Source organism: Pseudomonas sp. TE12508 (genome assembly GCF_056279485.1).
This window is the reverse complement of sequence record NZ_JBWCCN010000006.1, coordinates 300,412-325,546: the sequence shown is the minus strand read 5'-3', so window position 1 is coordinate 325,546 and position 25,135 is coordinate 300,412. Positions and strand designations below refer to the sequence as shown.

The following is a 25,135-nucleotide window of genomic DNA, read 5'->3' as shown; positions in this document are numbered from 1 at the left end:
TAGGAGCTGCCGAAGGCTGCGATCTTTTGACGTCAAGGTTTATCGGGCTTGGCCAGCAACGTGTAGATGCACGGCAACACAAACAACGTGAACAGCGTCCCGATCGACATCCCCGTCGCGATCACCGTGCCGATGTCGAACCGGCTGACTGCCCCCGCGCCCGTGGCGATGATCAACGGCACCATGCCGAACACCATCGCCGCCGTGGTCATCAACACCGGACGCAGGCGAATGGCCGCCGCTTCCTCCACCGCCTCGCGAGGCGACAGGCCCTTCTCCTTGCGCAACTGGTTGGCGAACTCGACGATCAGGATCCCGTGCTTGCTGATCAGCCCGATCAACGTCACCAATCCCACCTGGGTATAGATGTTCATGCTCGACCAGCCAAGGAACAGCGGGATCAACGCGCCACAGATCGACAGCGGCACGGTGACCAGAATCACCAGTGGGTCGCGGAAACTTTCGAACTGGGCTGCCAGCACCAGGAAGATGATCGCCAGCGCCAGGGCGAAGGTGACCCATAGCGCGCTGCCTTCCTGAACGTATTGCCGTGATGCGCCGGCATAGTCGACGGCGTAACCTGCCGGAGCTTCTTCTCGAGCGATCTGGCGCACGGTGTCGATGGCTTCACCCATGCTGACCAGCGGGACCCCGGAAAGAATTGCCGAATTGAGTTGCTGGAACTGGTTCAACTGGCGCGGCCGAGCCCGGTCGGTCACGGTGATCAGGGTCGACAGGGGCAGCAATTCGCCCTTGGTGTTCTTGACGTAATAGTGGTTCAGCCAGTCGGGGTTATCGCGAAAAGGTCGCTCCACCTGCGCAATGACTTTGTAGCTGCGGCCTTCGATAGTGAAACGGTTGATCTCCGCCTCACCCAGCAACGTTGCGAGGGTGCCGCCCAGGTCCTGCATCGACACACCCATTTGTGCAGCCTTGGCGCGATCGATATCCACCACGACTTCGGGTTTGTCGAAGGCCAGGTCGACGTCGACGAAGGCGAATTTGCCGGACTCCATCGCCCTTTTTTTCACCCGGTCCGTCACTTCCAGCAATGACTCGTAGGTGTTGGCCGAGTTGATCACGAATTGAAACGGCAAGCCTTCACCGGTACCCGGCAGGGAAGGCAGGTTGAAGCCGAAGATTTGTAACCCGGGGATGCTCTCCAGCTTGCTTTGGACCTCGGGGAGGATCTGCATCTGGGTCCGGTCGCGTTCGTTCCAGGGTTTGAGCAGGAAGCCGCCGATCCCCGATTGCACGCCGTTGAAGCCGTTGATCTGGAACGAGGAGTAGTACTCGGGGAACTCCTTGAAAATCGCGAGGAACTCGTCGGTGTAGGTGTTCAGGTAGTCGAGGTTGGCCGGCTGCGGGGCACTGGCCATCATGAAGATGACGCCCTGGTCCTCGTCCGGCGCCAGTTCCGACTGGGTGAATTTGAGCAGGACCGGAATCAGGCACAGCACGATCACCGCGAACACCAGTACCACTGGCCGGGTGTTGAGGGTGCCATGAAGCACACTCTGGTAACGACGCTTGAGGCCTTCGAAGATCACGTCCAGGCGATGGGCCAGGCCGGTAGGGTTTTCATCGTGGCGCAGCAGCAGGGCGCACATCATCGGCGACAGCGTCAGGGCAACGACGCCGGAGATCACCACCGCCCCGGCCAGGGTCAGGGCGAATTCCTTGAACAGCGCCCCCGTCAGACCTGTCAGGAAGCCGATCGGCGCATAGACCGCCGCCAGGGTGATGGTCATCGACACCACCGGCATGGCGATTTCCCGGGCACCCTCGATAGCCGCGTCCAGCGGCGTCTTGCCTTCTTCGATATGCCGGTGGATGTTTTCCACCACCACGATGGCATCGTCCACCACCAGCCCGATGGCCAATACCATCGCCAGCAGGGTCAGCAGGTTGATCGAGTAGCCCATCATCTGCATGAAGAACATCACGCCGATCATCGACAGCGGAATGGTGACCACCGGGATCACCACCGAGCGCAAGGCGCCGAGAAACAGGAACACCACCACGATCACGATCAGCACCGCTTCGAACAGGGTTTTCACCACTTCGTCGATAGACGCTTGAATGAACAGCGTGGCGTCGTAGGCGATTTCACCTTTCAGGTTCGGCGGCAGCTGGGCTTCCAGCTCCGGCATGATCTTGCGCACTTCCCTGATCACATCCAGCGGGTTGGCGCCTGGGGTAGCCTTGATACCGATGTACACCGAGGGGGTGCCGCCAAAAGAGCTGATGGTGTTGTAGTTCTCCGCGCCCATCTCGACCCGCGCCACGTCCCGTAACAGCACGCGGCTGTCGCCATCGACCTTGAGCGGAATCGCGCCGAAGGCTTCGGCGGATTTGAGTTCGGTGTTGGCGTTGATGCTGGTGACTACATACTCGCCTTTCACTTCGCCGGCGGCGGAGAGGAAGTTGTACTGGCGCACGGCGTTGGTCACATCGCTGGCGCTCAGGCCGTGACCGGCGAGTTTCACCGGGTCCAGCCACAGGCGCATGGCGAATACCTGGTTGCCAAGAATCTCGGCTTCGGCCATGCCCGGCAGGGTCGCCAGTTTCGGCTGGATAACCCGTGACAGGTAATCGGTGATCTGCGGATTACTCAGTTCGTCGCTGAAGAAGCTGATGTACATCAGCGCCGAAGCGTCGGCGGCTTCCTTGCTCAGCACCGGGTCTTCGGCGTCCTGAGGTAGCTGGTTTTTGACCTCGTTGGCCTTGGCCAGCAGCTCGGTGAACAAGCGATCGCTGTTGGCGCCAATGCGTGCGTAGATCGAGATCACCGAGAAGTTCTGGCGACTGACCGACGTCATGTAGTCGATGCCTTCGGCGCTGGCCAGGCTCTGCTGCATCGGTTGGGTGATGTAACCCTGGATGGTTTCGGCGTTAGCCCCGGGATAAGCGGTGGTCACCGTGATCAGGGCGTTTTCCATTTGCGGGTATTGGCGCAGCGGCAATTTGCTCCAGGCCTGGAAGCCCAGCAGCACAATCAACAGGCTGACCACGGTGGCGAGCACCGGGCGGCGGATGAACGGGTCGGTAAAAGCCATGGGGATTCCTTGATCAGTCAGCGTGCGGCTGACTGCTCTTCTCGGCTAGGGTCTTGTCGTCGCTAATGGCAATGTGTGCGCCGTGGTCCAGTTTGATCTGGCCCCCCGTGACCACTTTTTCGCCGTTCTGCACGCCTTTGGTGATCATGACCATCCCGTCGCGGCGTTCGCCGGTTTCGATGAAGCGCCGCTCGGCGATCAGGATCGGCTCGCCCTTGTCGTCTTTTTCGAGGCTGCCGTCTTCGGCCTTTTTCTGCGCGACGACGTACAGCGAGTTGCCATAAAGGGTGTAGCTGATCGCGCTTTCCGGCACGACGATGCGTGGCTGCGGATCGGGCAACATCACCTGCAGGCTGGCGAACATCCCCGGCAGCAGTTTGTCATCGGGGTTGGCCAGGGTTGCGCGCACCAGCACGTTGCGGGTGCTGCTCTCGACCTTCGGGTTGATCGCACTGATAGTGCCGGGGAAACTCTCTGTCGGGTAGGCTGAGACAATGACTTGTACCGGTTGGCCGAGGGCGATTTTCGGCACCGATTGTTCGGGCACAAAGAAGTCGACGTAGAGGCTGCTGATGTCTTGCAGGGTGGCGATCATCGTGCCGCTGGCCACGTAGTCGCCGACGTCTACCTGACGAATGCCGATGGTGCCGCTGAACGGGGCGAGGATGCGTTTTCTCTCCAGTGCCGCCTTGAGCTGATTGACCGTGGCACGACTTTTTTGCAACACCGCCGAGAGTCGGTCGAACTCGCCTTTGGAAATGGCCTGGCTGCCCACCAATTGGCTGCCGCGACCGTAATCCAGTTGCGCCAGTCCCAGGTCGGCTTGAGCGGTTGCCAGCAGGGCCGTTTCTACGGCGGTGTCGAGTTGCAGGATCGGCTGACCGGCCTTGACCTTCTGCCCCGACTCGAACTGCACCTCCTTGACGGTGCCGGCGATCTCCAGGCTCAGGTCGACCCCTTGCAGCGCCGTGAGGGTGCCGACCGTTGGCAAACGGCTTTGCCACGGACGTTCGGTGGCGGTGGCCACGGCGACACTTATCGGTGGTTTCGGCACGGAGAAGCCCTGCATCATCGTGTAGATGGAGAAGGCTTTGTAACCGGCCAGGACCAGCACGATTAGCAGGACAACACCCAACATGATCAGCATGCGGCGACGCAGCATATTTCCATTTCCTTGGAGAAAATCAGGTGAGACAGGCGGGAACATTACTCCGAGTGTGGCAGTGAATCCAACTGCCACTTTTTACAAGCGAGCACAAAACCTGTAGGAGCGAAGCTTGCTCGCGAAAGCGGTGTGTCAGTCAGCGGAAATACCGACTGATACATCGCTTTCGCGAGCAAGCTTCGCTCCTGCAAGGGCGGGTGAGATCAGATCAGATGCAGATGGTTGTCCCAGAGCCCCGCAGGTAACTCCAGAGGTTTTGCAACCAGGGTTGTCTGGCGGCAATCGTAGTAGCGGCAGCGTCCTTGACCGGAGGTCACGACGAAACCATCGGCCACGGCGCCGACGCCGGCGCAATCGGGAAGTGGCGCATCCAGGCGTACTTCACCACTGTCCAGGTCCCAGATAAAAAAGCGGTTGCCCCGCGGCGCAGTCAGGGCGACCAGACGCAGTTCGCTGTGTACGGCGACGCTGGCGGTGTAATGCCCCATGGCCTGCAACTGATCCTCGGGGACCGGGAACGCCACGAACGGTTGGCCGGGACGCTTGATCGCCAGCAGCTCCGATGACTCGTGGGCAGCGCCCATGAACTGCTGGCCGGCGACGATGGTGCCATCGCTGGCGACGCCCAAGTGCCGCACGCTGTTCATTTGCTGAGCCAGTGTTTCCTTGCTCAACAAAGTGCCATCGCGCTGCATTAAAACCAGGCTCGGCTCCATCGCGTTGAGGTTCATCTCGACCCGACTTTCGGCCTCGGTGCGAATGCCGCCGTTGGCCACAATCAGCGTCTCGCCATCGGGCATCCACGACACCTGATGCGGGCCGACACCGTGGGTGGAAAGCTCGCCACTGTGCACCAGCCGCTCACCTTCGAATTTATACACACCGAGCAGACCTCGGCCCGGATCGGAGGTGTCGTTCTCGGTGGCGTACAGCCAGTCGCCGCTCTGGTGAATCACTGCGTGACCGTAGAAGTGCCGGTTCGGCTGCGAGACCACGGTTTGCAGCAGCGTGCCGTCGCGCAGGTCGATCAGGTAACTCTCGGTGCCCGGACGCCGAGCGACGAACAGTGCTATCGGCAGCGTCGGGTGGTTGATGATGTCGTGGCACCGCTGGCCGACCTGGGTGGCAAACACCCGGGTGCCATCCAGCCGATAACCGACGGCGTAATGCTTGCCGTCACCGTCGTCCCGCGCCGAGAGCAACAGCGGGCTTTTGTCCTTTTGCTTGAACAGCGTCCAGCCGCCCAGTGTCACCGCACCCAGCAGCAAACTCCCTAACGTCAGAGCCTGGCGTCGCAGCATGGCACTTGCCCTCATCAGTCACCGTCGTTGGCGTTGAAGCCCAGTTGGATGCCCAGCGCCTTGGCCAGTTCGCCTTCGTGCAGGCGATGGACAACGTTGAGGCTGTCGTAGATGGCGTTGAGCTGCTGGCGCCCGGCATCGTCGGTGAGCATGTCGGTCAGCGAGCGCTGGTTGCTGGCGAACAGCTTCAGGGACGCTGCGTAGGCCGCGTCGATCTTGTCGGCCAAGGGTTTCTGCTCGCTCGGCAACAGACCGCGCAGGCCTTTGTTGTCGACACCGACCCAGACCGTTTGCGCCGCGCTCAGGCTCGCTTGCAGGCCTTGCAGCGACGATTGGCTGCGCCAGGCATCGGCCTGGAACGGCTGGGGCGTGCCCTTGCTCTGACGGCCCATCGGCGTGCCGAGTTTTTTCTTCAGGGTGTCCAGCGCCGTCACTTGCACGCGCAGCAGATCGGCGATCGCCTCGTGGGAGTCGGCGTAGCGCTGGTTCGGGAATTTGCTCATCTGCGCGAGCATGCCGTCGTTGGTGTTCCAGCGCGACAGGATCTCTTCGGCCAGTTGCTTCTGACGTTCGCCAATGGCAGTCAACAGTGGGCAGTATTTGGCTTTCTGAGCGCTGTCGGCCATGTCGATCTTGCTGTCGAACAGAATGTATTCATAGGCCGAGAGCCCCTGAACCACTACGCTGGACTTGGTCAGGGCGGCGGCATCGATCTGCGGCTGCGCGGTCACCAGTTGCTCGACCTGACGGCCAACGAGGTTTTTCTTGTCCGGCCAGAACTGCACCTGCCACGAACGGTTGCCCTCGGCCAACGGCCCGATCAGCAGCGGTTGCAACTCGGCCCAGGCTTTCTGCGCGTGCAGGAAGTCGGCGCGGGCGGTTTCGAGGTTTTCCTTGCCTTGACAGAACGCCAAGGCGCTGACCGCCAATTGACGGTCGGCTTCGACCCAGCGGCTGTAGGTCGGCAGGATGACTTGCTTGGCGATGGCCGCCGACGTGACCGCTTGTGGATCCTGGGGGGAACAGGCGCCCAGGGCGAGGGCGGCAAGGCTGGTGAACAACAATTTGGGACGGAACATGTCGGGCTCCCGCTGAAGGAAAACGTATTAAAGGGAATTCAAAAACGCCAGCAACGCCGCACGCTGCTCGGCATTGAAAGACAAAACCTGTTGCTGCGCCGCCTGTGCCTCGCCGCCATGCCAGAGCACGGCTTCAAGCAGGTTGCGGGCGCGGCCGTCATGCAAAAACTGGGTGTGGCCGCTGACCGTTTGTGTCAGGCCGATGCCCCACAACGGCGGGGTGCGCCAGTCGCGGCCGCTGGCCTGGAACTCGGTGCGGTTGTCAGCCAGGCCGTCGCCCATGTCATGCAGCAGCAGGTCGCTGTAAGGGCGAATCACTTGATTGGCCAATTCAGGTTCCGCGGCGTTGGCGGCGGTGGTGTATTTCGGGGTATGGCAGGACTGGCATCCCGCCTGGAAAAACAGATTCTTGCCGGCCAGCACTTGCGGCGTGCCGACATCGCGTCGGGCCGGCACCGCGAGGTTACGGCTATAGAACAGCACCAGACGCAGGATGTTATCGCTGACTTCCGGCTCGCCATCCGGGCCATTGCCGTTGGGCGCCTGCTTGCAAGCGGTTTGCGCATCGGTGCAGTCATCAACGGGTCTCAGGCTGGTCGTGAGGCCCATATCACCAGAGAACGCGTGAACGTTTTGTTGATTGAGGTTCGGTTGCCCGGCCTTCCAGCCAAATCGCCCGAGGACGGTTTTCTGCTTCGCGTCATCCCAGACCCGATTCGGTCGTCCGGCGATGCCGTTCTTCTCCCGAGCCTGGGCCTCGGCGTTAGCCAGGATGGCCTCGTCGGGGATCGCCTCAAGCAAGCCCAGGCCAATCATCGGCGGTGCGATGCGCGCCGAGAAACGCGTGTCGGGGTGCATCGGGCCGTAGCCGAGCTGGGTCATCTGCAAGGTCGGCTTACGCAACTCGATTTCGCTGCCGTCCTTGAACCGCACCGGGACCGCTGTGTAATCGACGCGCACCTTGCCTTCCGGAACGACGCCGGGCACCGACATGTCCTGGAACTGCCCGCCGTAGACAGGCTCTGGCACCACGCCCAATTGTTCGATGACTTTGGCATAAGCCGGCGTATCAGGAATCGACAGGCGAACCAGCATCGACACCGCATTCGGTGCATCGGGCGCGGGCGGGTGACCGCGCCCGTCCTTGATGTGGCAGTTCTGGCAGGCGTTGGTATTGAACAACGGGCCAAGGCCATCGCGGGCGGTGGTGGTCGATGGGGCAATCACCCAAGGGCTGCGAAAGAAACTGTTGCCGACGCTGAAATCCACACGCCGTGACGGCGGCAGATTGGCGGACGGCAGGGAGAATGCGTTCTGATCGGTCTTGCGCACCGTTGCGCTGCCGCCGGAGCGGGCTTCACCGGGTTCGGCCTGGGTGAAACGCGGGGCGTCATCGCAGGCACTCAGGCCCAGGGCCAGCAACAGAGCGGACAAGCGAAGAGGCAGCGAGGGCATCGGACATCCTGCAAGACGAGCAAAACAAGGGCGCAAAGTCTAACAGGGCAGGGGAGTTTGAATAAGAGGAATTATCGTTTGGTTGATCTGAGGCAACTGATCGTTCCCACGCTCTGCGTGGGAATGCAGCCCGTGACGCTCTGCGTCACATCAACAGCCGAACGCGGAGCGTCCGTTGAGGCATTCCCACGCAGAGCGTGGGAACGATCGGCGAAAAAGGCGACCCGAAGGTCGCCTTTGTATTCACTCAGCCAGCGTTGATCAGAACTCGTGATCAGCGTTGTCCGGGTTCAGGTCGCTGATGCCCAGTTTGCCAGCGGCGGCTTCGATCGAACCGGTCTGCTTGACCAGCGAGGCGATGGCGTCGCGCACGATCTGGTTGCCAGCGGTGTTACCGGCAGCGATCAGTTGGTCGTAGTGCTCACTCTTGTTGGCGTGATCGACCATGACCTGAAGCTTGGCTTCGGTGGCGGCCAAGTCGGCTTTCAGCGCGGTGTCGGCTGCCGGGTCGGCTTTGGCGACCAGCGACGACAGGCTGGCGCCGGTCATTTTGCTGCCATCGACGCGGGTGTATTCGCCCAGGTACACGTTACGCACGCCTTTGGCGTCGTAGAAGTGCGAGTTGTGGGTGTTGTCGCTGAAGCAATCCTGTTCGTCTTCCGGGGAGTTGGCTTCCAGGGAAACCTTCATGCGCTCGCCCGCCAGTTCGCCCAAGGACAGGCTGCCCATGCCGAACAGCATTTTGCGCAGACCGGTTTCAGCCGGTTCCGCTTCCAGGGTGGCGCGGTAGTTGTCGGCCACGTTCGGCTTCCAGTTACCGACCATTTCTTGCAGGTCGTTGACCAGCAATTGGGTCACGGATTTCAGGTAAGCGCGACGACGATCGTTGTGACCGCCGGTAGCGCCTTTGCCTTCCAGGTAGTCGGTAGCCGGACGGTTGCCGGCGCCAGGGCCGGTGCCGTTCAGGTCCTGGCCCCAGAGCAGGAATTCGATGGCGTGGTAGCCGGTGGCGACGTTGGCCTCGGAACCACCCAGCTCGTTCAGGCTGGCGAGTTTTTCCGGGGTGATGTCTTTCACGTCGACCTTGTCTTCGCCGACCTGAACTTTAGTGTTGGCGATGATGTTGGCGGTGGCGCCCGGGTTACCCAGTGCGTGTTCGTAGGATTTGTCGACGTAGTCGATCAGGCCTTCGTCCAGTGGCCAGGCGTTCACTTGACCTTCCCAGTCGTCGATGATGGTGTTGCCGAAGCGGAACACTTCGCTCTGCAGGTAAGGCACGCGGGCCGCGACCCAGGCAGCCTTGGCGGCTTTCAGCGTATCGGCGTTTGGCTTGGCGAGGAATGCGTCGACGGCGGTTTGCAGGGTTTTCGCGGTGGATTCGGCATCGCTGTAAACGGCGAAGACGATGTCGGCGTAGTGCGCAACCACAGCCTTGGCGGCGGCTTCATCGACTTTACCGGTAGCAGCAGGCGCAGCCGGGGCAGCGGTGCTGGCGGCCGGGGTCGGCGCTTGTGGAGCGGCAGCCTTGTCTTTGCCTTCGCCGCAACCGGCGAGGGAAATAGCGATGGCCAGCAGACTGGCGGTAGCCAGAGGCATACGAATCATGGCGAACATCCTGCTTCGGTGATTGATGGACGCGCGAGGGGCGCGCAAAACTGCGACATAATGCAAATCTTTCGCATTATGTGTAAAGGGTTGTTCCTGTAAATATTTCTTATTCGCGCGGCTGAATGCCAGGAACATGATCTATAGCAGCTGGCGCAGCCCTGTGGCGAGGGAGCTTGCTCCCGCTGGACGGCGAAGCTGTCCCAAATTCTGCAACCCGGTTCTGCCAGAAGTATCGCGTCCACCTGATTGCGACTGCTGCGCAGCCGAACGGGAGCAAGCTCCCTCGCCACAGGGCTTAGCCAGTTCCTTCAAAGGCTGTTTCAGAGGATGGCTGCGTTACTGCGCTGGGCTTGCTTGAGGTAGGCGCTCAATTCCCGTGCCGGCAGCGGTTTGCTGTAGTGATAGCCCTGACCTTCGTGGCAGCCTTCGGAGATGATGTAGGCCTCTTGCTCCGCGGTTTCCACGCCCTCGGCGATCACCTGCATGCCCAGGCTCTTGCCCAGCTGGATGATGGCGCGAACGATGGTCGCATCGTCGTCGTCATCGAGCAGGTCCTGAACGAAGCTCTTGTCGATTTTGATCTTGTCCAGCGGCAGGCTTTTCAGATAACTCAGTGATGAATAACCGGTGCCGAAGTCGTCGATGGCGATCAGCGCTCCGGAGCGACGCAGGCTCAACAAGTGCTGGGCGGCGGTGCTGATGTCTTCCATCAGGCCGGTTTCGGTGACTTCCAGTTCCAGGCTGCGCGGTGGCAGGCGATACATCTGCAGCAGGTTATTGACCACCCGCGGCAACTCGGCGTGGTGCAATTGCACGGTGGACAGGTTCACCGCCATGCGCAGGTCGAAACCCTGATCGTGCCATTCGCGCAATTGTTTGCAGGCCTGATCCAGCACCCATTCGCCGATGGCGATGATGGTGCCGTTCTGCTCGGCCAGCGGAATGAACAGGTCCGGCGGCACCAGCCCGTGTTCGGGATGTTGCCAGCGAATCAACGCCTCGACGCCCACCACGCGATGATCGCGGTAGCTGATCTGCGGTTGATAAACGAGGTAGAACTGGTCGCGGATCAAGGCATCGCGCAAGTCTTTTTCCAGCTCGCGGCGCCGACGCATTTCGGTGTCGACGCTGGCGATATAGAACTGATAGCGGTTGCGCGAGCGCGTCTTGGCCAGGGTCATGGTCTGCTCGGCTTTTTGCAGCAACTTTTCGGTGCTGTCACCGTCCTCGGGGAACAGGGTGATGCCGATGGTGGCGCGCAGGCGAATTTGCTGATGATCGAGGGCGAACGCCGCTTCCAGATCGTCAAGAATGCTTTGCGCCAGTTCGGCGGCTTCGTAGGGTTGTTCGATGTCGGCCTGGACCAATGCGAACTGGTCGCCCCCCAAACGGGCGAGGGCGCCGAGGCGACCGCTATGGGCCCGCAGTCGATCGGCCAGGGCCAGCAGCAATTGGTCGCCGGCCTGATAGCTGAACTGTTCGTTGATGCCTTTGAAATCATCGAGCCCGACACACAGCACCGCGACCCGACGCTGCAATTTACCGGCGTCGACGAGGATCTTGTCCAGTTGTTGCTGCAATTGCTGGCGGTTCGGCAAACCGGTGAGGAAGTCGTACTGGGCCATGCGCAGCAGGCTGTTTTCCGCTTCGTGGCGCAGGTGGGTGTTGCGCTCGATGGATTCGAGCAACTGGTTGGCGGTGTTGATCCACACGCCCAACTCGTTCTTTTCATGACCCTTGAGCTGGGGAATCTTGTGGGCGCTGGGCCGGTCCGGGTTGATTTCGGTCAGGTGTTCGATAATCCGCGACAGCGGTTTGGTCAGCAGCCAGTGATAGACCAGATACAGCACCAGGGCCATGGCCATGGCGCGCAATACGCCAGAGATGAAGATGATCACCGAGCTGACAATGAAGCCCTTGCCGTAGGTGGCAGTGTCGAGGGTAATGCTCAGGTCGCCGTAGTATTCGCTGTAGGGCCCGCGGCCCACCAGTTGGGTGGTGAAGGTGCGTTCCTTGCCGAGGATCAGATCGGTCAGCCAGCGGCTGTTGGAGTGCTGCAATTCACGGGTTTTTTGCGCGAGCATGGCTTCGTGAGGGTGGCCGATGGAGGCCATGCGCACGGCGTCGTCCTGAAACAGGCCCTCGATCACCTGCATGCCCATTTCCCGGTCCAGGCTGTAGACGGCCTGGGTCGAAGGGTCACGGAACATATCGAGGATGCGCTGGGCATCGCTGGCTACGGCCTGACGTGTTTTATAGGCATCGAAAACGATCTGCGCGCAGCTCAAGACCACGCCGACGATCAATGCCGACAGGAGCACGACCCGGAGTAACTTCACCGACAAGCTGTTCTTGAGTTCCAGCTTCAAAGGGTTATTCCTTGTTCCGTGCGGGTAGCGTCAAGTTGCCATGAGTATTGGCAATCCCGTGAGGTCAGTCAAAGGGACAATCCAACCCAGGGGATTTTGCCGGTAGCTTGGCCGATAGTCTGTTGTTTGGAGTATTTGCCCTATTAGCACTGTGTCGGTTGTTGAGGCCCTCAACTTGAGGGGAACGGGACAATTTTTCCTTGTGATTGATGTTAGACGGCTGTGATGTGGGGGCAAGAGGGCGAATGCCACTTGTGTTGTGATTCAGCAGGTCATCATGCTGACGGAGCTGGCGGTGAATCGGGCGCTGGATAACGTTGATCCGGCGTAGACCGCGTTATCGTTCTTCGCGAGCAAGCCCGCTCCCACAGTTGACTTGTGTCGTACATGGAATTTGTGAGCAACGATGAACCCCTGTGGGAGCGGGCTTGCTCGCGAAGGCGGCCTGGCAGGCTCCAGATTCTTATCAAGCATGCCAGGTTCCCGAGCCCACAAAAAAACCCGGCAAAAGCCGGGTTTTTTGACTGGCGCGAAGCTTAAGCGGTGAAGGTTTTGCCTTCGAACTGCTCAGCCACGAACTTCCAGTTGACCAGGTTCCAGAACGCTTCGACGTACTTCGGACGAAGGTTGCGGTAGTCGATGTAGTAAGCGTGTTCCCAGACGTCGCAAGTCAGCAGCGGGGTGTCGCCGCTGGTCAGCGGGTTGCCGGCGCCGATGGTGCTGGCCAGGGCCAGGGAACCGTCAGCCTTTTTCACCAGCCAGCCCCAACCGGAACCGAAGGTGCCGATGGAGGTTTTGCTGAACTCTTCCTTGAACTTGTCGAACGAGCCGAACGCTGCGTTGATGGCATCAGCCAGCGCGCCGGTTGGTTGACCGCCGGCGTTTGGCGCCAGGCAGTTCCAGTAGAACGTGTGGTTCCAGACCTGAGCGGCGTTGTTGAAGATACCGCCCGAGGAAGTCTTGACGATTTCTTCCAGGGTCTTGCCTTCGAACTCGGTGCCTGGCACCAGGTTGTTCAGGTTCACGACATAGGTGTTGTGGTGCTTGTCGTGGTGATACTGCAGAGTTTCCTCTGAAATGTGCGGCTGCAAGGCATCGTGTGCGTAAGGCAGCGGCGGCAATTCGAAAGCCATGATGATTCTCCTAATCAGGTCAGTTGCGGTGGGCGCAAGGCCGATCACGGGCGGCCAGACATGCGCCGGGGAGTTTGTACTCTTTGCGGCGCAGGGATCGGATCATAGCACCGGGGGTGCGGCATAACCACGCAACAACTGTGTGGAATAGAGGTTCCAGAGCCTTTTGGAATAAATCATCCGGCGCTGATTAGCTGGAACGCTACGGTGAACATCATGACGGCAACCAACAGGTCGAGAATTCGCCAGGTGCCTGGCCTTGCCAGCCACGGCGCCAGCCATGCCGCGCCAAGGGCTAAAGTGAAAAACCACAGCAATGACGCACTGGCCGCGCCCACCACATAAGCACCGGGCTCGGTTTGTTGAGCGCCGAGGGAGCCGATCAGCAACACGGTGTCCAGATAAACGTGCGGGTTGAGCAACGTCACCGCCAACGCACTGAGCAGCACCGCCCGCAGTGAGCGTACCGCCTGATTTTCACCCTGTTGCAGGCTTTGTTTCGAGCAGGCCCGACGCAACGCCAGGCTGCCGTACCACAGTAAAAACGCCGCGCCACCCCAACGGGCGATGGCCAGCAGGGTCGGGTTTTGCGCCAGCACCGTCGCCAGCCCGAACACTCCGGCGGCCACCAGCAGCGCATCACAGGTCACGCAGAGCGCCGCTACCGGCAGGTGATGTTCACGCCGAAGGCTCTGCGCCAGCACAAACGCATTCTGGGTGCCGATCGCCATGATCAGCCCCGCGGCCACCAACAGGCCGTTCACATAGCTTTGCCACATACGTTTTACTCCGCGTTGGATGCCAGATCCCGCAGTACCTGCAGGGCGCGTTCGGCATCGGCCTGGCCGACGAACAAATGATCGTGGTAATACCCGGCGATCACGTTGCAACTGATGCCGGCCTGGCCCAACGCCGTGGCGAACGCGGCAGTCAGGCCGACGGCTTCGAGGGCCGAGTGCACGTTCAAGGTGATCCAGGCGGCGACATAATCGAAGCTGAAACCGGCCTTTTCAGCGTGGGAACGTTCCAGAATCACCGTCAGGCCTTCCCGTTCACGAAAACTGCCGATGATCTCAAGGCCGGCGGGCAACTTGCCGTCGCGCAACGTGCAGAACACGTATTCGCCGTCGTTGAGTTGCGGGCTCATGCTGCGCAGCAGGGTTGCCAATGACGTTTCGCCAGCCATGTCGGTGATCCTTGTTCAAGAGTTCTTGCTGGCCATTCTCCGGTTGAAGGCTGTATAAGAAAAACCAATAGTACTGATCGCCCATTAGGAAAACTGATGTTCGACTACAAATTACTTTCCGCGCTCGCCGCCGTCATCGAGCAGGCCGGATTCGAACGCGCCGCGCAGGTGCTGGGTTTGTCCCAATCGGCCATCTCCCAACGGATCAAACTGCTGGAGGCACGGGTCGGCCAACCGGTGTTGGTGCGGGTCACACCCCCGGCGCCGACAGAGATTGGCCGGCGATTGCTCAACCATGTGCAGCAGGTGCGATTGCTTGAGCGGGATCTACAAACGTTGGTCCCGGCGCTGGACGAAGAAGGCCTGCCGGAACGCCTGCGCATCGCGCTGAACGCTGACAGCCTGGCCACCTGGTGGGCCGAAGCTGTGGGGGACTTTTGCGCGGAACAACATTTGCTGCTCGATTTGGTGGTAGAAGACCAGACCGTCGGCCTCAAACGCATGCGCGCAGGTGAAGTGGCGGGATGTCTCTGCGCCAGTGAACGACCGGTGGCCGGTGCGCGCAGCGTGCTGTTGGGGGCGATGCGCTACCGTGCGATGGCGAGCCCGGCCTTCATCGCCCGACATTTTCCCGAAGGTGTGCGCGCCGACCAGTTGGCCAAAACCCCGGCATTGGTGTTTGGCCCGGATGATTTCCTACAGCATCGCTACCTCGCCTCCCTCGGTGTGGATGGCGGTTTCGAACACCATTTATGCCCATCGTCCGAAGGCTTTCTTCGTCTCACGGAAGCAGGGCTTGGCTGGGGCCTGGTGCCTGAATTGCAGGTGCGCGAGCAACTGGAACGCGGTCAATTGCAGGAGCTTTTGCCAGATAAGCCGATCGATGTGCCGCTGTACTGGCATCATTGGCGCAATGGCGGTCAGTTGCTGGGGTTACTCACCGACCAATTGGTGCACTCGTCGAAGCAATGGCTGGTGCCGTTGGACTGACGGGCAGCGTCAAGACCTCACGCCCTACGCCCTACGCAATATGCAATATGCAAAGCGCAAAACGTAAAACGAAATATTCGGAGCAATTCATGAAGATTCTGGTCACCGGCGCAAGCGGCTTCATTGGTGGACGCTTTGCGCGTTTCGCCCTGGAGCAGGGCCTGGACGTGCGGGTCAACGGTCGCCGGGCCGAGAGCGTCGAGCATCTGGTGCGCCGTGGCGCCGAGTTCATTCAGGGCGATTTGAGCGACCCGCAACTGGCGCGCGACCTGTGTTCAGATGTCGAAGCCGTGGTCCATTGCGCCGGCGCAGTAGGTTTGTGGGGGCGGTATCAGGACTTTCATCAAGGCAACGTCGAAGTCACCGAGAACGTGGTCGAGGCCTGTCTGAAACAGCGGGTCCGGCGTCTGGTGCACTTGTCGTCGCCGTCGATCTACTTCGATGGCCGCGATCATCTGGGGTTGACCGAAGAGCAGGTGCCCAAGCGCTTCAAGCATCCCTACGCCGCGACCAAATACCTGGCCGAGCAAAAAGTCTTCGGTGCGCAGGAATTCGGCCTCGAAACCCTGGCCCTGCGCCCGCGCTTCGTGACGGGCGCCGGCGATATGAGCATTTTCCCGAGATTGCTGAAAATGCAGCGCAAAGGGCGGTTGGCGATTATCGGCAACGGCCTGAACAAGGTCGATTTCACCAGCGTGCAAAACCTCAATGAAGCGTTGCTCAGCAGCTTGCTGGCCAGCGGTTCGGCCTTGGGCAAGGCCTACAACATCAGCAACGGAGCGCCGGTTCCGTTGTGGGATGTGGTCAATTACGTGATGCGCCAAATGGATGTCCCACAGGTTACCCGCTACCGTTCCTACGGTTTGGCCTACAGCCTTGCCGCGCTCAACGAGGGTGTGTGCAAGCTGTGGCCCGGTCGTCCCGAGCCGACCCTGTCGCGGCTGGGCATGCAAGTCATGAACAAAAACTTCACCCTCGACATCAGCCGCGCACGCCATTATCTGGACTACGATCCGAAAGTCAGCCTCTGGACCGCCCTCGATGAGTTCTGCGGTTGGTGGAAGGCTCAGGACATTCGCTGACACACAAGGGTGGCCCTGACTGAACCGAGTTCGGGGTTCAGGGTCAACCGGTGCGGCAGCGGGGGTTATACTTCGCCGCATCAAGCCATCACCGCGTTCCACAAAGGTTGACCCTAATGCCCATGCGTAACGATGCCAACGACGACTTCGACGATGTCCCGAGCCTGCGCGCCAGCAGCCTCGATGACGATGATTTTCCGACCACCGCTCGCACTTCCGTGCATTCGCGCATCACACCGGTGGTCAAGGTCAAAGGCCCGAGCACCGGCCCTCTGTGGGCATTGGTCGGCGCGCTGTTCTTTGCCTTCGCCGGCCTTGCCTGGTGGAGTTTTCAGCAGATTTCGCTGATGGAACAGCAACTGGTGGCGACCCAGGAAAGTTTCGCGCGCATCAGTGAGGAAGCGGCGGGGCGCTTGCAGGACATTTCCGGCAAGGTCGTGGCCAGCCAGTCCAACGTCAACACCGGCAGTGAAGCGTTGAAGCTGCAAATCAAACAGCTTGAAGGCAAACTCCAGGACCAGAGCAAACAGCTGGAAAGCAAGCTTCAGGACCAGAGCAAACAGCAGCAAGGCGTACTCGGCCAGACCTCCGATCTGGACAAGCGCCTGGCGCAAATGACCGCGCAAGCCACCGAACAACAAACCGCCAATGCTCAGTTGCAGGCCCAGGTCAAAGCCTTGAGCGGCGAACTGGCCGCGTTGAAGAACGCGTCGGCCGATACCAGCCAAATCGATGCCCAGCTCAAAAGCCTGGGGGCCGACATTACCGCGCTGAAGAGGCAAGGCAACCCAAGCGCCGCCATCGAGCGCCTGGAGCAAGACATGATCGTGCTCAAAAGCCAACAGGACAACCGCCCGGCCGCCGCGCAAGGTGGCACCAACACCGCCGAGTTCGACGCCTTCCGCGGCCAGGTCACCCGCAACATCAACACCCTGCAGGCGCAGATTCAGAATCTGCAGCAGCAGCTGCGCACCCGGCCTTGATTGACTGATGCCGTGATGGGGAATGGGGCTTTTGTGGCGACGGAGCTTCTGTGGCGAGGGGGCTTGCTGTGGCGAGGGGGCTTGCCCCCGTTGGGTGGCGCAGCCGCCCCAATCCATTCGCCGCGGTTTTTCAGATAATCCGCGGCGCCTGATTTGCGACTGCTGCGCAGCCGAACGGGGGCAAGCCCCCTCGCCACAAAAAGCCCCTCCCTACAGAAAATCCCCTGGCCACACAAAGCCTCTTCAAAGCACAGCGACCACCACGCTTTCCTGAATATTCATACATAGCCCCAAGCCGTCTACGCTCTTGAAACACTAACAAGAACGGGGGAATGCACCATGGGGGTTCTTCACAAGCTGGCCTGGCTGGGCGGTTTGCTTTTGCTGTGCCTGGGGCCGGTTCATGCCGCCACGACGGAAAAGGCTGACAGCCTGGCCGCCAAAGCCTTGCTGGAAAAAGCCCTGGCCTATTACCACGAGCAGGGTGACAAGGCTTTTGCGGCGTTCAGCCGTCAGGGCGAGTTTGTCGACAAGGATCGTTATGTCTTCGTGGTCGATACCAAGGGCGTGATGCTCGCCAGCGGCGGGCCATCTTCGGCGTTGATCGGTCGTGATGTGTCCGAGGTGCTTGGGCCGGATGTGCAGAAAGCCTTCAAGGACGCCTTGAAAGTACCGGAAGGCAACGGCATTCAGCAGGCCGAATACCGCTGGCAGAACTGGGCCGACGGAAAAGTCGAACGCAAACATGTGTTCTATCAGCGCATCGGCCAGCGGATTCTGGCGGTCGGTTATTACCTGCCACGGGCCTCGCCGCAACAGGCGCAAGCGTTGCTCGATAAAGCAGCGGTCGATCTGGCCAAAAACGAGAAGGGCACGCTCACAGCGATCAACTCCCTCAAGGGCGGTTACTTGCAGGATGACCTGTACGTGTTTGTCGTCGACCAGGATACCCAGCGCTATGTCGCCCATGGCACCAACCTGCGACTGATCAATACCGACTTCGGCAAGATCAAGGACCCGGAAGGCAAACCGGTGGGCGAGCCGATTCTGGCGCTGATGGCCAAACAGGATGACGGCGAATACGAATACCGCTGGAAAAACCCGGTGACCGGCAAGGTCGAAGACAAGCATGCCTACCTGAAAAAGGTCGGGCAGTTTCTGGTGGCGGTGGGGTATTACAGCCCTTGAAGGGTAGACATTGATCGTTCCCACGCTCTGCGTGGGAATGCCTCAAGGGACGCTCCGCGTTCCAATGGGACGCAGAGCGTCCCGGGCTTCATTCCCACGCAGAGCGTGGGAACGATCGGTCGGAGGGGTTAGCGAACCTTGTCCTCCCGCCCCCGCAACACTCTATTGGGCATGGCAATCGCCGCCGCCAGCCCCAGCAATGACACCGCCGCGCTGACCATCAACAAATGCCGGAAGGTCAGCAGCAGCTCTGCGCGCAAGGCGTCCTGCGCATCCCCCGGTGCGGCGTTCAAACCGTCCAGTAAAACATTCCCCGAACTCCCCTCGGCCATCAGCGACGAGCTGGCCAGGTGCACGAAACTCGAATCCTGCAACAACGCCAGCAACAGCGCCGACATTAACGCCACACCCACCGCGCCACCCAGGGAACGGAACAGATTGGTGGTGCTGGTGGCGACGCCGATGTCCCGTTGTTCCACCGAGTTTTGCGTGCCCACCAACGATGTGGGGAACTGCATGCCGCTGGCGATACCACTGAGCAACATGAACAGACTGCTCAGCACAAACGCCTGAGGCTCACTGAACGCCATGCCGAGAATCGAGAACGGCATCAGCAGGGCGCCAGTCAGGATCATCGGTTTATAACGACCGCTCACCGAGGTCTGGCGTCCGGCAAAGTACGCGCCTATCGGCAAACCCATGGCCAGCGGCAACAGGTGCAGCGCGGCGCTGTCAGCCCCGGCGCCGGTGACGCTCTGGAAGCGCAGCGGCATCAGCACAATCAAGGAAATCGCCTGGAAACTGGTGAAGAAAATCGTGCACCAGCAAAGAATCGCACTGCGGTTGGCGAACAAGTGCATCGGCAGCAACGGTTCCCGCGCCCGCCGTTCATGCCAGACGAATACAGCCAGCACCACCACCGCACAACCGAGCAAACCCGACACTTCAGTGCTGCGCCACGAATGTCCCTGGCCAACCTGAGTAATGCCTAGCAGTAACGCCGTCAGGCCGATGATCATCAGCAAGGTGCCGAAGTAATCGATGATCGGCTTGCGCTGCGGCACTGGCAAACCCACCAGCGTACGGTGGGCCACCAACAAGGCACCCAGGCCCAATGGAAGGTTGATCAGAAATACCCAGCGCCAGGACAGGTATTCGGTCATGTAGCCACCGAGAACCGGGCCGGCCACGCTGGCCACCGCGTACATGCTGCTGAAGTAACCCTGATAGCGACCGCGTTCGCGGGGTGGAACGATGTCGCCGATGATTGCCTGGCTCACCGAAATCATCCCGCCGGCGCCGATGCCCTGAAGAATCCGCGCCAGCACCAGTTGCTCCATGCTTTGCGCCATGCCGCAGAACAACGACGCCAGGGTGAACACCCCCATGCCGAACAGCATCAACTTGCGGCGCCCATACAGGTCGCCGAGTTTGCCGTAAATCGGCACCGCCACGGTCATCGCCACCATGTACCCGGAAATCACCCAGGCCAGCAGGCTGACATCCTTGAATTGCGCGGAAATGGCCGGCATCGACACGGCGACGATGGTCTGGTCCAGCGCGCCCAGAAAAATCGCCAGCATCAGGGCGATCAGCACGCTGCGAATGGCCGGTTTGGGCGTTTCAGGCTGGTTGAGATTGGTCACGGGTAAAACCTGCGGGCAGTAATGGGCCCGCAGCGGGCAAGGCGAGCGGGATGCTCGCCAGTGTAGATCGGTAGGAGGCTATTCGATAGCCTCGTATGGAAGGCCAACGTAATTTTCGGCGATGGTTTTTCGGCCCGCCTCGGAGTCCACGAAATAGGCCAGCTCCGATTCGCTGATGCGCTGGCTGAACGCGTCGTGCTCGTCGAAGCGATGCAACATCGAGGTCATCCACCAGGAAAACCGCTCGGCTTTCCACACCCGACGCAAGCAGACCTCGGAGTACTTCTCCAGCAAATCCACACGCCCTTCGCGGTAAACCTTCAGCAGAATATTGAACAACGTACTGACGTCGCTGGCGGCCAGATTCAGGCCCTTGGCGCCGGTGGGCGGGACGATGTGCGCGGCGTCGCCGACCAGGAACATCCGCCCGTACTGCATCGGTTCGACCACGAAGCTACGCAGCGGCGCGATACTTTTTTCGATCGACGGGCCAGTCACCAGCGCGTCGGCGAGGGCGGCCGGCAGGCGGGATTTGAGCTCATCCCAGAAGCGCTGATCGGACCAGTCTTCGACTTTGTCCTGGGCTGGAACCTGGAGGTAATAACGGGTACGTGTCGGCGAACGCATGCTGCACAGCGCAAATCCCCGTTCATGCCGCGCATAGACCAACTCTTCATGCACCGGCGGCGTGTCGGCGAGAATCCCCAGCCAGCCGAACGGATAAACCCGCTCGAACACTTTCAGGCAGTCCGCAGGAATCGACTGCCGCGCCACGCCATGGAAACCATCGCAGCCGGCGATATAGTCACAATCGAGTCGATACGTTTCGCCGTCCTTGTCGAAGGTGACAAAGGGTTCAGCGGTTTTCATGCCGTGGGGGACGACATTGCTGACTTCGTAGATCGTCTGCGCACCGGCGTCCCGACGAGCGGCCATCAGATCGCGGGTGACCTCGGTCTGGCCATAGATCGTTACGGTTTTGCCACCGGTCAGCGCCTGCAAATCGATATGTACCCGGCGCCCGTCGAGGGCCAGTTCGAAGCCTGTATGGACCAGCCCTTCGGCGTCCATGCGCTGACCCACTCCGGCCTGACGCAACAGCTCTACCATGCCTTGTTCGAGGACACCGGCGCGGATGCGTCCGAGCACATAATCCGGGGTCTGGCGCTCGAGGATCAGGGTGTCGATGCCGGCGTTATGCAGCAATTGGCCGAGTAGCAAGCCAGAGGGGCCGGCACCGATGATCGCGACTTGGGTTTTCAGTGTTTTCATTGTTTTTATGACTCGCAAGCTCCACACGACCAAGGCCGGTGAATGATTTTTATGGATCGAGTACTTGCATTTTTCACTTGCGAGTCTGTCAATTGAAGGGGAAAACTGAGCCGATACCTGTACATTCTGCCAATCGGTGCGATTATCGCCCCGTTACCCTCGAGGCCTGGATTGAAGTGATGAACAAGCCTGACCTGCCATCGATTCCGGTGTTCAAACTCTACGGTGAAAGCCTGGACTGGCCGACCCCTGACTTATTGCACTGTGAAACCATTTCCAAACGCAGCCGCGAACATCAATGGGAAATCAAACCCCACCGCCACGCCGATTTGTGTCAGTTACTCTTCGTTTTCAAAGGTCAGGCAGAGCTTGAGATCGAAGGCAAACGCTCACAATTGACTGAGCCGGAAATCCTGATTTTGCCGCCGTTATCGGTGCATGGTTATCGGTTTTCCGAGGATGTCGAAGGTTTCGTCGTCACGCTGGCCGCGCCGCTGATCGCCCACCTGCAAGCACAACTGGGCAATTCGGTGAACGCTCTGGCACAGGCCGAAAGCTACCCGGCGGGCAAGGACAGCGAGTACCTCAACAGCCTGTTTTCAGCGCTGCAAAGCGAGTACACCGGCCATCAACCGGCGCGGGAAATGCTCATGCATTCGCTGGTCAGCGTGATTATGGTGTGGATCAGCCGCCAGGTGATTCAGCGCCAAACCGCCACCCAGCGTCCGCAGCGGGCTCGGGAATACCTCAACGGCTTTATTCAGCTGGTGGAAGAAACCTATCGCCAACACGTCAAGGTCGAGGACCTGGCTCATCGGCTGGGGATTTCCGTGTCCCACCTCAATGGCACGTGCCGTGAACTGGCGGGGCAACCGGCGTTGCAGATCATGCACGAGCGTCAATTGCTGGAGGCCAAGCGCTTGCTGACCTACACCAGCATGACCATTTATGAAATGTCCGACGTATTGGGGTTTTCCGATCCGACCAATTTCACACGCCTGTTCCGACGTCGCGTGGGGATTTCGCCCAAGGCCTTTCGCGACCGCTTGAAGGCCGATCAGGACGCTGCCGATAACGAGACCTGAACCCTGTGGCGAGGGGGCTTGCCCCCGTTGGGTCGCGAAGCGACCCCAGCATTTCAATGAGAACACCGCATTCACCGAATTACGACTGCTGCGCAGCCGAACGAAGCCCCCTCGCCACAGGGTGTTCGTTACCGGAGGGCGTTGAGGGTCGCGTTGTGGGGAATGCAGCGCTCGAAGTTGCAGCTCGCAAAGTCACGGGGCTGTTGTCGCAACTGCTCGACACGCCAGGCGGCTGTGCCATACAGCGCCAGTGTCGCCGCGCAAGTGATGAAAATGGCGAGGTATCTTTTTGTTTTGATGTTCATGGCGTTGACCTCTGAACGAATACCTTTCGGTACTGCTTTGAGCATAGGTCAGCGCCAGTGAGTTGCCAGCAAAGCGGCCCTCGCGTTTAACGCAATATTCAGAACATTGATATCCCCTGTGGGAGCTGGCTTGCCAGCGATAGCGGGCTATCAGTCAGCATCATTGTTGGATGTGACGACGCCATCGCAGGCAAGCCAGCTCCCACAGGGGAGGTGTTTACAACCCGACATCCCACTCCGGCTCTTCGGGAAATCTAAGCACCAGAAAATCCAGCATGCTGCGCAACGCCGTCGGCATGTGCTTGCGTGAGGCATACACCGCATAGATATTCAGCTGCCGAGGCTTGGCCTGGGGCAACAGGCGGATCAGTTCGCCGCTGTGGATATGCACGCCGGCCAGGTAACTGGGCAGCATCACCACGCCGGCCCCGGCCATCGTCGCGCGCAACAGTGTGCTGGCTTCGTTGGCGCTGATGTTGCCCTGTACCGGCACCGAGACGGGCTCGCCGTCCTGTTCGAAATGCCACAGGCTTTTACCGAAGTAGGAGTGGGTCAGGCAGTTGTGCAGGCTCAGGTCCTCGACCCGTTGCGGCGTCGGGTGTTCGCGCAGGTAAGCGGGGGAGGCGCAGATCACCGAGCGGCAGACCGTCAGCCGTCGGGCGATCAGGTTCGGGTCCAGGTCATTGCTGGTGCGGATGGCGAGGTCGATGCGTTCATCCACCAGGTTCACCGTGCGGTCGAGCATTTGCATATCGATGCTGACGCCGGGGTAACGTTTAACGTAAGCCGCCATGGCGTCCGCCAGTTGCGCCTGGCCGAACGAGGTGCTGACGCTGATCCGCAGCAGGCCTCGCGGTGCGTCGTCCGGCTCGCTGACGGCGGCTTGCATGTCGCTGGACAACTCGAGCATCTGCCGACAGCGAGGCAGAATTTCCGTCCCGGCGGCGGTCAGGCTCAATTTGCGCGTGGTGCGGTGCATCAGGCGCGCGCCGACCCAATCCTCCAGCTCCGCCAGATAGCGGGAAACCACCGGCCGTGACAGGTCCAGGTGATCGGCGGCGGCCGATTGGCTGCCCAGGTCCACCACCGTAACGAACACCCGCATTGCTTGTAGACGATCCATGATTTGCCCGCTTTCAGAAACAAACTATGTTCAAGCATCGCATTTTTTGTATCGAACCAGGCAACTAAGCTCTGTCCCATCGCCAAGCACGGCATTCGGACAACGGAGCAACAGATGATCGGCTTCACTTCAATCAAACGCATTCTTCTGGCAACCGCCACGCTTGGCTTCGCGGCCCACGCCGCGGCGGCGTCTACCTTGACGCTGGACGTCTACAACCCTGGCACCAACGCGATCTTCCCGGTGACCTCGGTGCTGGTCAGCGGCGAGAAGGAAGCGATTCTGGTGGACGCGCAATTCGGCAAAGCCCAGGCCGAACAGGTGGTGGAAAAAATCCGCGCCAGCGGCAAGCAACTGACCACCATCTACATCAGCCACGGTGACCCGGATTACTACTTCGGCCTCGACACCGTGACCCAAGCGTTCCCGAAAGCCAAAGTGCTGGCCTCGCAACCGACTGTTGATCACATCAAAAAAACCGTCGACGGCAAACTGGCGTTCTGGGGCCCGAAAATGGGCGCCGACGTACCGAACAAAACCATCGTGCCGCAGGTGCTCAAGGGCGACAGCCTGATGCTGGAAGGGCAGAAATTGCAGGTGATCGGCCTGGACGGCAAGCAGCCGGATCGCAGCTTTGTGTGGATCCCGTCGATCAAGGCTGTGGTGGGTGGCGTGGTTGTCGCCGAAAACATTCACGTGTGGATGGCTGACACCCAGACCCCGCAATCCCATGCCGATTGGCTGACGACGCTGCAGGCGATTGAAGCGCTGAAGCCAAACACCATCGTGCCAGGTCACTACCTCGGTGAGAGCGCTCGCTCTCTGGCGGCGGTGCAATTCACCGCCGATTACATCAAGGCTTTCGACGAAGAAACCGCCAAGGCGAAAGACGCTGCCGAACTGATCGGCGCAATGAAAAAACGCTACCCGACCCTGGGCGAAGAAAGCTCGCTGGAGCTGAGCGCCAAAGTCGCCAAGGGCGAGATGAAGTGGTAATCCGCTGAGATGATCGTTCCCACGCTCTGCGTGGGAATGCAGCCCGGGACGCTCCGCGTCCCATCAAAAGCCGAACGCGGAGCGTCCGTTGAGGCATTCCCACGCAGAGC

Annotated in this window: 20 protein-coding genes and 1 pseudogene; 7 read left to right on the top strand and 14 right to left on the bottom strand. The window is 60.3% G+C overall.

Annotated features, from left to right (window positions below; genetic code table 11):
- Window positions 1–32: 32 nt before the first annotated feature.
- The 7 genes from ACZ9IM_RS10935 to ACZ9IM_RS10905 all read right to left on the bottom strand — a co-directional run bounded on the left by ACZ9IM_RS10935 (window position 33) and on the right by ACZ9IM_RS10905 (window position 12,036).
- Window positions 33–3,059, bottom strand: a complete 3,027-nt coding sequence (locus ACZ9IM_RS10935; RefSeq protein ID WP_476223884.1) for a multidrug efflux RND transporter permease subunit — start codon at window positions 3,057–3,059, stop codon at window positions 33–35.
- 13 nt (window positions 3,060–3,072) lie between these two features.
- Window positions 3,073–4,221, bottom strand: a complete 1,149-nt coding sequence (locus tag ACZ9IM_RS10930) for an efflux RND transporter periplasmic adaptor subunit (protein ID WP_427622953.1) — start codon at window positions 4,219–4,221, stop codon at window positions 3,073–3,075.
- A 206-nt stretch (window positions 4,222–4,427) separates the two neighbouring features.
- On the bottom strand, window positions 4,428–5,525 hold the full coding sequence (locus ACZ9IM_RS10925) for a DUF1513 domain-containing protein (protein ID WP_476223883.1): 1,098 nt from the start codon (window positions 5,523–5,525) through the stop codon (window positions 4,428–4,430).
- A gap of 14 nt (window positions 5,526–5,539) precedes the next feature.
- Complete coding sequence (locus tag ACZ9IM_RS10920) at window positions 5,540–6,604, bottom strand: imelysin family protein (RefSeq protein WP_427622951.1); 1,065 nt, start codon at window positions 6,602–6,604, stop codon at window positions 5,540–5,542.
- 27 nt (window positions 6,605–6,631) lie between these two features.
- Complete coding sequence (locus ACZ9IM_RS10915) at window positions 6,632–8,059, bottom strand: di-heme oxidoreductase family protein (protein WP_476223882.1); 1,428 nt, start codon at window positions 8,057–8,059, stop codon at window positions 6,632–6,634.
- 261 nt (window positions 8,060–8,320) lie between these two features.
- Complete coding sequence (locus tag ACZ9IM_RS10910) at window positions 8,321–9,664, bottom strand: imelysin family protein (RefSeq protein WP_476223881.1); 1,344 nt, start codon at window positions 9,662–9,664, stop codon at window positions 8,321–8,323.
- A 323-nt stretch (window positions 9,665–9,987) separates the two neighbouring features.
- Window positions 9,988–12,036, bottom strand: a complete 2,049-nt coding sequence (locus ACZ9IM_RS10905; RefSeq protein ID WP_427622948.1) for a putative bifunctional diguanylate cyclase/phosphodiesterase — start codon at window positions 12,034–12,036, stop codon at window positions 9,988–9,990.
- 250 nt (window positions 12,037–12,286) lie between these two features.
- Here ACZ9IM_RS10905 and ACZ9IM_RS10900 point away from each other — a divergent pair.
- Window positions 12,287–12,367, top strand: a pseudogene (locus ACZ9IM_RS10900) (DUF6124 family protein); the annotation flags it as partial.
- Window positions 12,368–12,572: 205 nt separating this feature from the next.
- Here the strand turns inward: ACZ9IM_RS10900 and ACZ9IM_RS10895 are convergent.
- The 3 genes from ACZ9IM_RS10895 to ACZ9IM_RS10885 all read right to left on the bottom strand — a co-directional run bounded on the left by ACZ9IM_RS10895 (window position 12,573) and on the right by ACZ9IM_RS10885 (window position 14,355).
- Window positions 12,573–13,169: a superoxide dismutase gene (locus ACZ9IM_RS10895; RefSeq protein WP_007898423.1), complete on the bottom strand. Its 597-nt coding sequence runs from the start codon at window positions 13,167–13,169 to the stop codon at window positions 12,573–12,575.
- Window positions 13,170–13,345: 176 nt separating this feature from the next.
- On the bottom strand, window positions 13,346–13,948 hold the full coding sequence (locus ACZ9IM_RS10890; RefSeq protein WP_476223880.1) for a LysE/ArgO family amino acid transporter: 603 nt from the start codon (window positions 13,946–13,948) through the stop codon (window positions 13,346–13,348).
- A gap of 5 nt (window positions 13,949–13,953) precedes the next feature.
- Window positions 13,954–14,355, bottom strand: a complete 402-nt coding sequence (locus ACZ9IM_RS10885; protein ID WP_427622946.1) for an ACT domain-containing protein — start codon at window positions 14,353–14,355, stop codon at window positions 13,954–13,956.
- Window positions 14,356–14,451: 96 nt separating this feature from the next.
- Between ACZ9IM_RS10885 and ACZ9IM_RS10880 the strand changes: the two genes are divergently transcribed.
- The 4 genes from ACZ9IM_RS10880 (at window position 14,452) to ACZ9IM_RS10865 (ending at window position 18,598) form a co-directional block, all read left to right on the top strand.
- Window positions 14,452–15,345, top strand: coding sequence for a LysR family transcriptional regulator ArgP (locus ACZ9IM_RS10880; protein WP_427622945.1), 894 nt, complete (start codon window positions 14,452–14,454; stop codon window positions 15,343–15,345).
- An 89-nt stretch (window positions 15,346–15,434) separates the two neighbouring features.
- Window positions 15,435–16,427 (top strand): NAD-dependent epimerase/dehydratase family protein, encoded by a 993-nt coding sequence (locus tag ACZ9IM_RS10875; protein WP_007898415.1) that lies wholly within the window; start codon window positions 15,435–15,437, stop codon window positions 16,425–16,427.
- 116 nt (window positions 16,428–16,543) lie between these two features.
- Window positions 16,544–17,410: an ATPase gene (locus tag ACZ9IM_RS10870; RefSeq protein WP_476223879.1), complete on the top strand. Its 867-nt coding sequence runs from the start codon at window positions 16,544–16,546 to the stop codon at window positions 17,408–17,410.
- A 339-nt stretch (window positions 17,411–17,749) separates the two neighbouring features.
- Window positions 17,750–18,598, top strand: a complete 849-nt coding sequence (locus ACZ9IM_RS10865; RefSeq protein WP_476223878.1) for a cache domain-containing protein — start codon at window positions 17,750–17,752, stop codon at window positions 18,596–18,598.
- Window positions 18,599–18,726: 128 nt separating this feature from the next.
- Here ACZ9IM_RS10865 and ACZ9IM_RS10860 read toward each other — a convergent pair whose 3' ends face one another.
- Window positions 18,727–20,244, bottom strand: coding sequence for an MDR family MFS transporter (locus tag ACZ9IM_RS10860; RefSeq protein WP_427622942.1), 1,518 nt, complete (start codon window positions 20,242–20,244; stop codon window positions 18,727–18,729).
- Window positions 20,245–20,322: 78 nt separating this feature from the next.
- Window positions 20,323–21,507 (bottom strand): 4-hydroxybenzoate 3-monooxygenase, encoded by a 1,185-nt coding sequence (pobA, locus tag ACZ9IM_RS10855; protein WP_476223888.1) that lies wholly within the window; start codon window positions 21,505–21,507, stop codon window positions 20,323–20,325.
- 188 nt (window positions 21,508–21,695) lie between these two features.
- On the opposite strand from pobA, the gene ACZ9IM_RS10850 reads away from it, so the two are divergent.
- Window positions 21,696–22,601, top strand: coding sequence for a helix-turn-helix domain-containing protein (locus ACZ9IM_RS10850; RefSeq protein ID WP_476223877.1), 906 nt, complete (start codon window positions 21,696–21,698; stop codon window positions 22,599–22,601).
- A gap of 128 nt (window positions 22,602–22,729) precedes the next feature.
- On the opposite strand, the gene ACZ9IM_RS10845 is transcribed toward ACZ9IM_RS10850, so the two are convergent.
- Both ACZ9IM_RS10845 and ACZ9IM_RS10840 read right to left on the bottom strand, forming a co-directional pair.
- A complete protein-coding gene (locus ACZ9IM_RS10845) occupies window positions 22,730–22,906 on the bottom strand; it encodes a hypothetical protein (protein ID WP_007898397.1) in 177 nt (58 codons plus the stop codon).
- 217 nt (window positions 22,907–23,123) lie between these two features.
- Window positions 23,124–24,029, bottom strand: a complete 906-nt coding sequence (locus tag ACZ9IM_RS10840; protein WP_427622940.1) for a LysR family transcriptional regulator — start codon at window positions 24,027–24,029, stop codon at window positions 23,124–23,126.
- A gap of 114 nt (window positions 24,030–24,143) precedes the next feature.
- On the opposite strand from ACZ9IM_RS10840, the gene ACZ9IM_RS10835 reads away from it, so the two are divergent.
- Complete coding sequence (locus tag ACZ9IM_RS10835) at window positions 24,144–25,025, top strand: MBL fold metallo-hydrolase (RefSeq protein ID WP_476223876.1); 882 nt, start codon at window positions 24,144–24,146, stop codon at window positions 25,023–25,025.
- Window positions 25,026–25,135 lie beyond the last annotated feature (110 nt).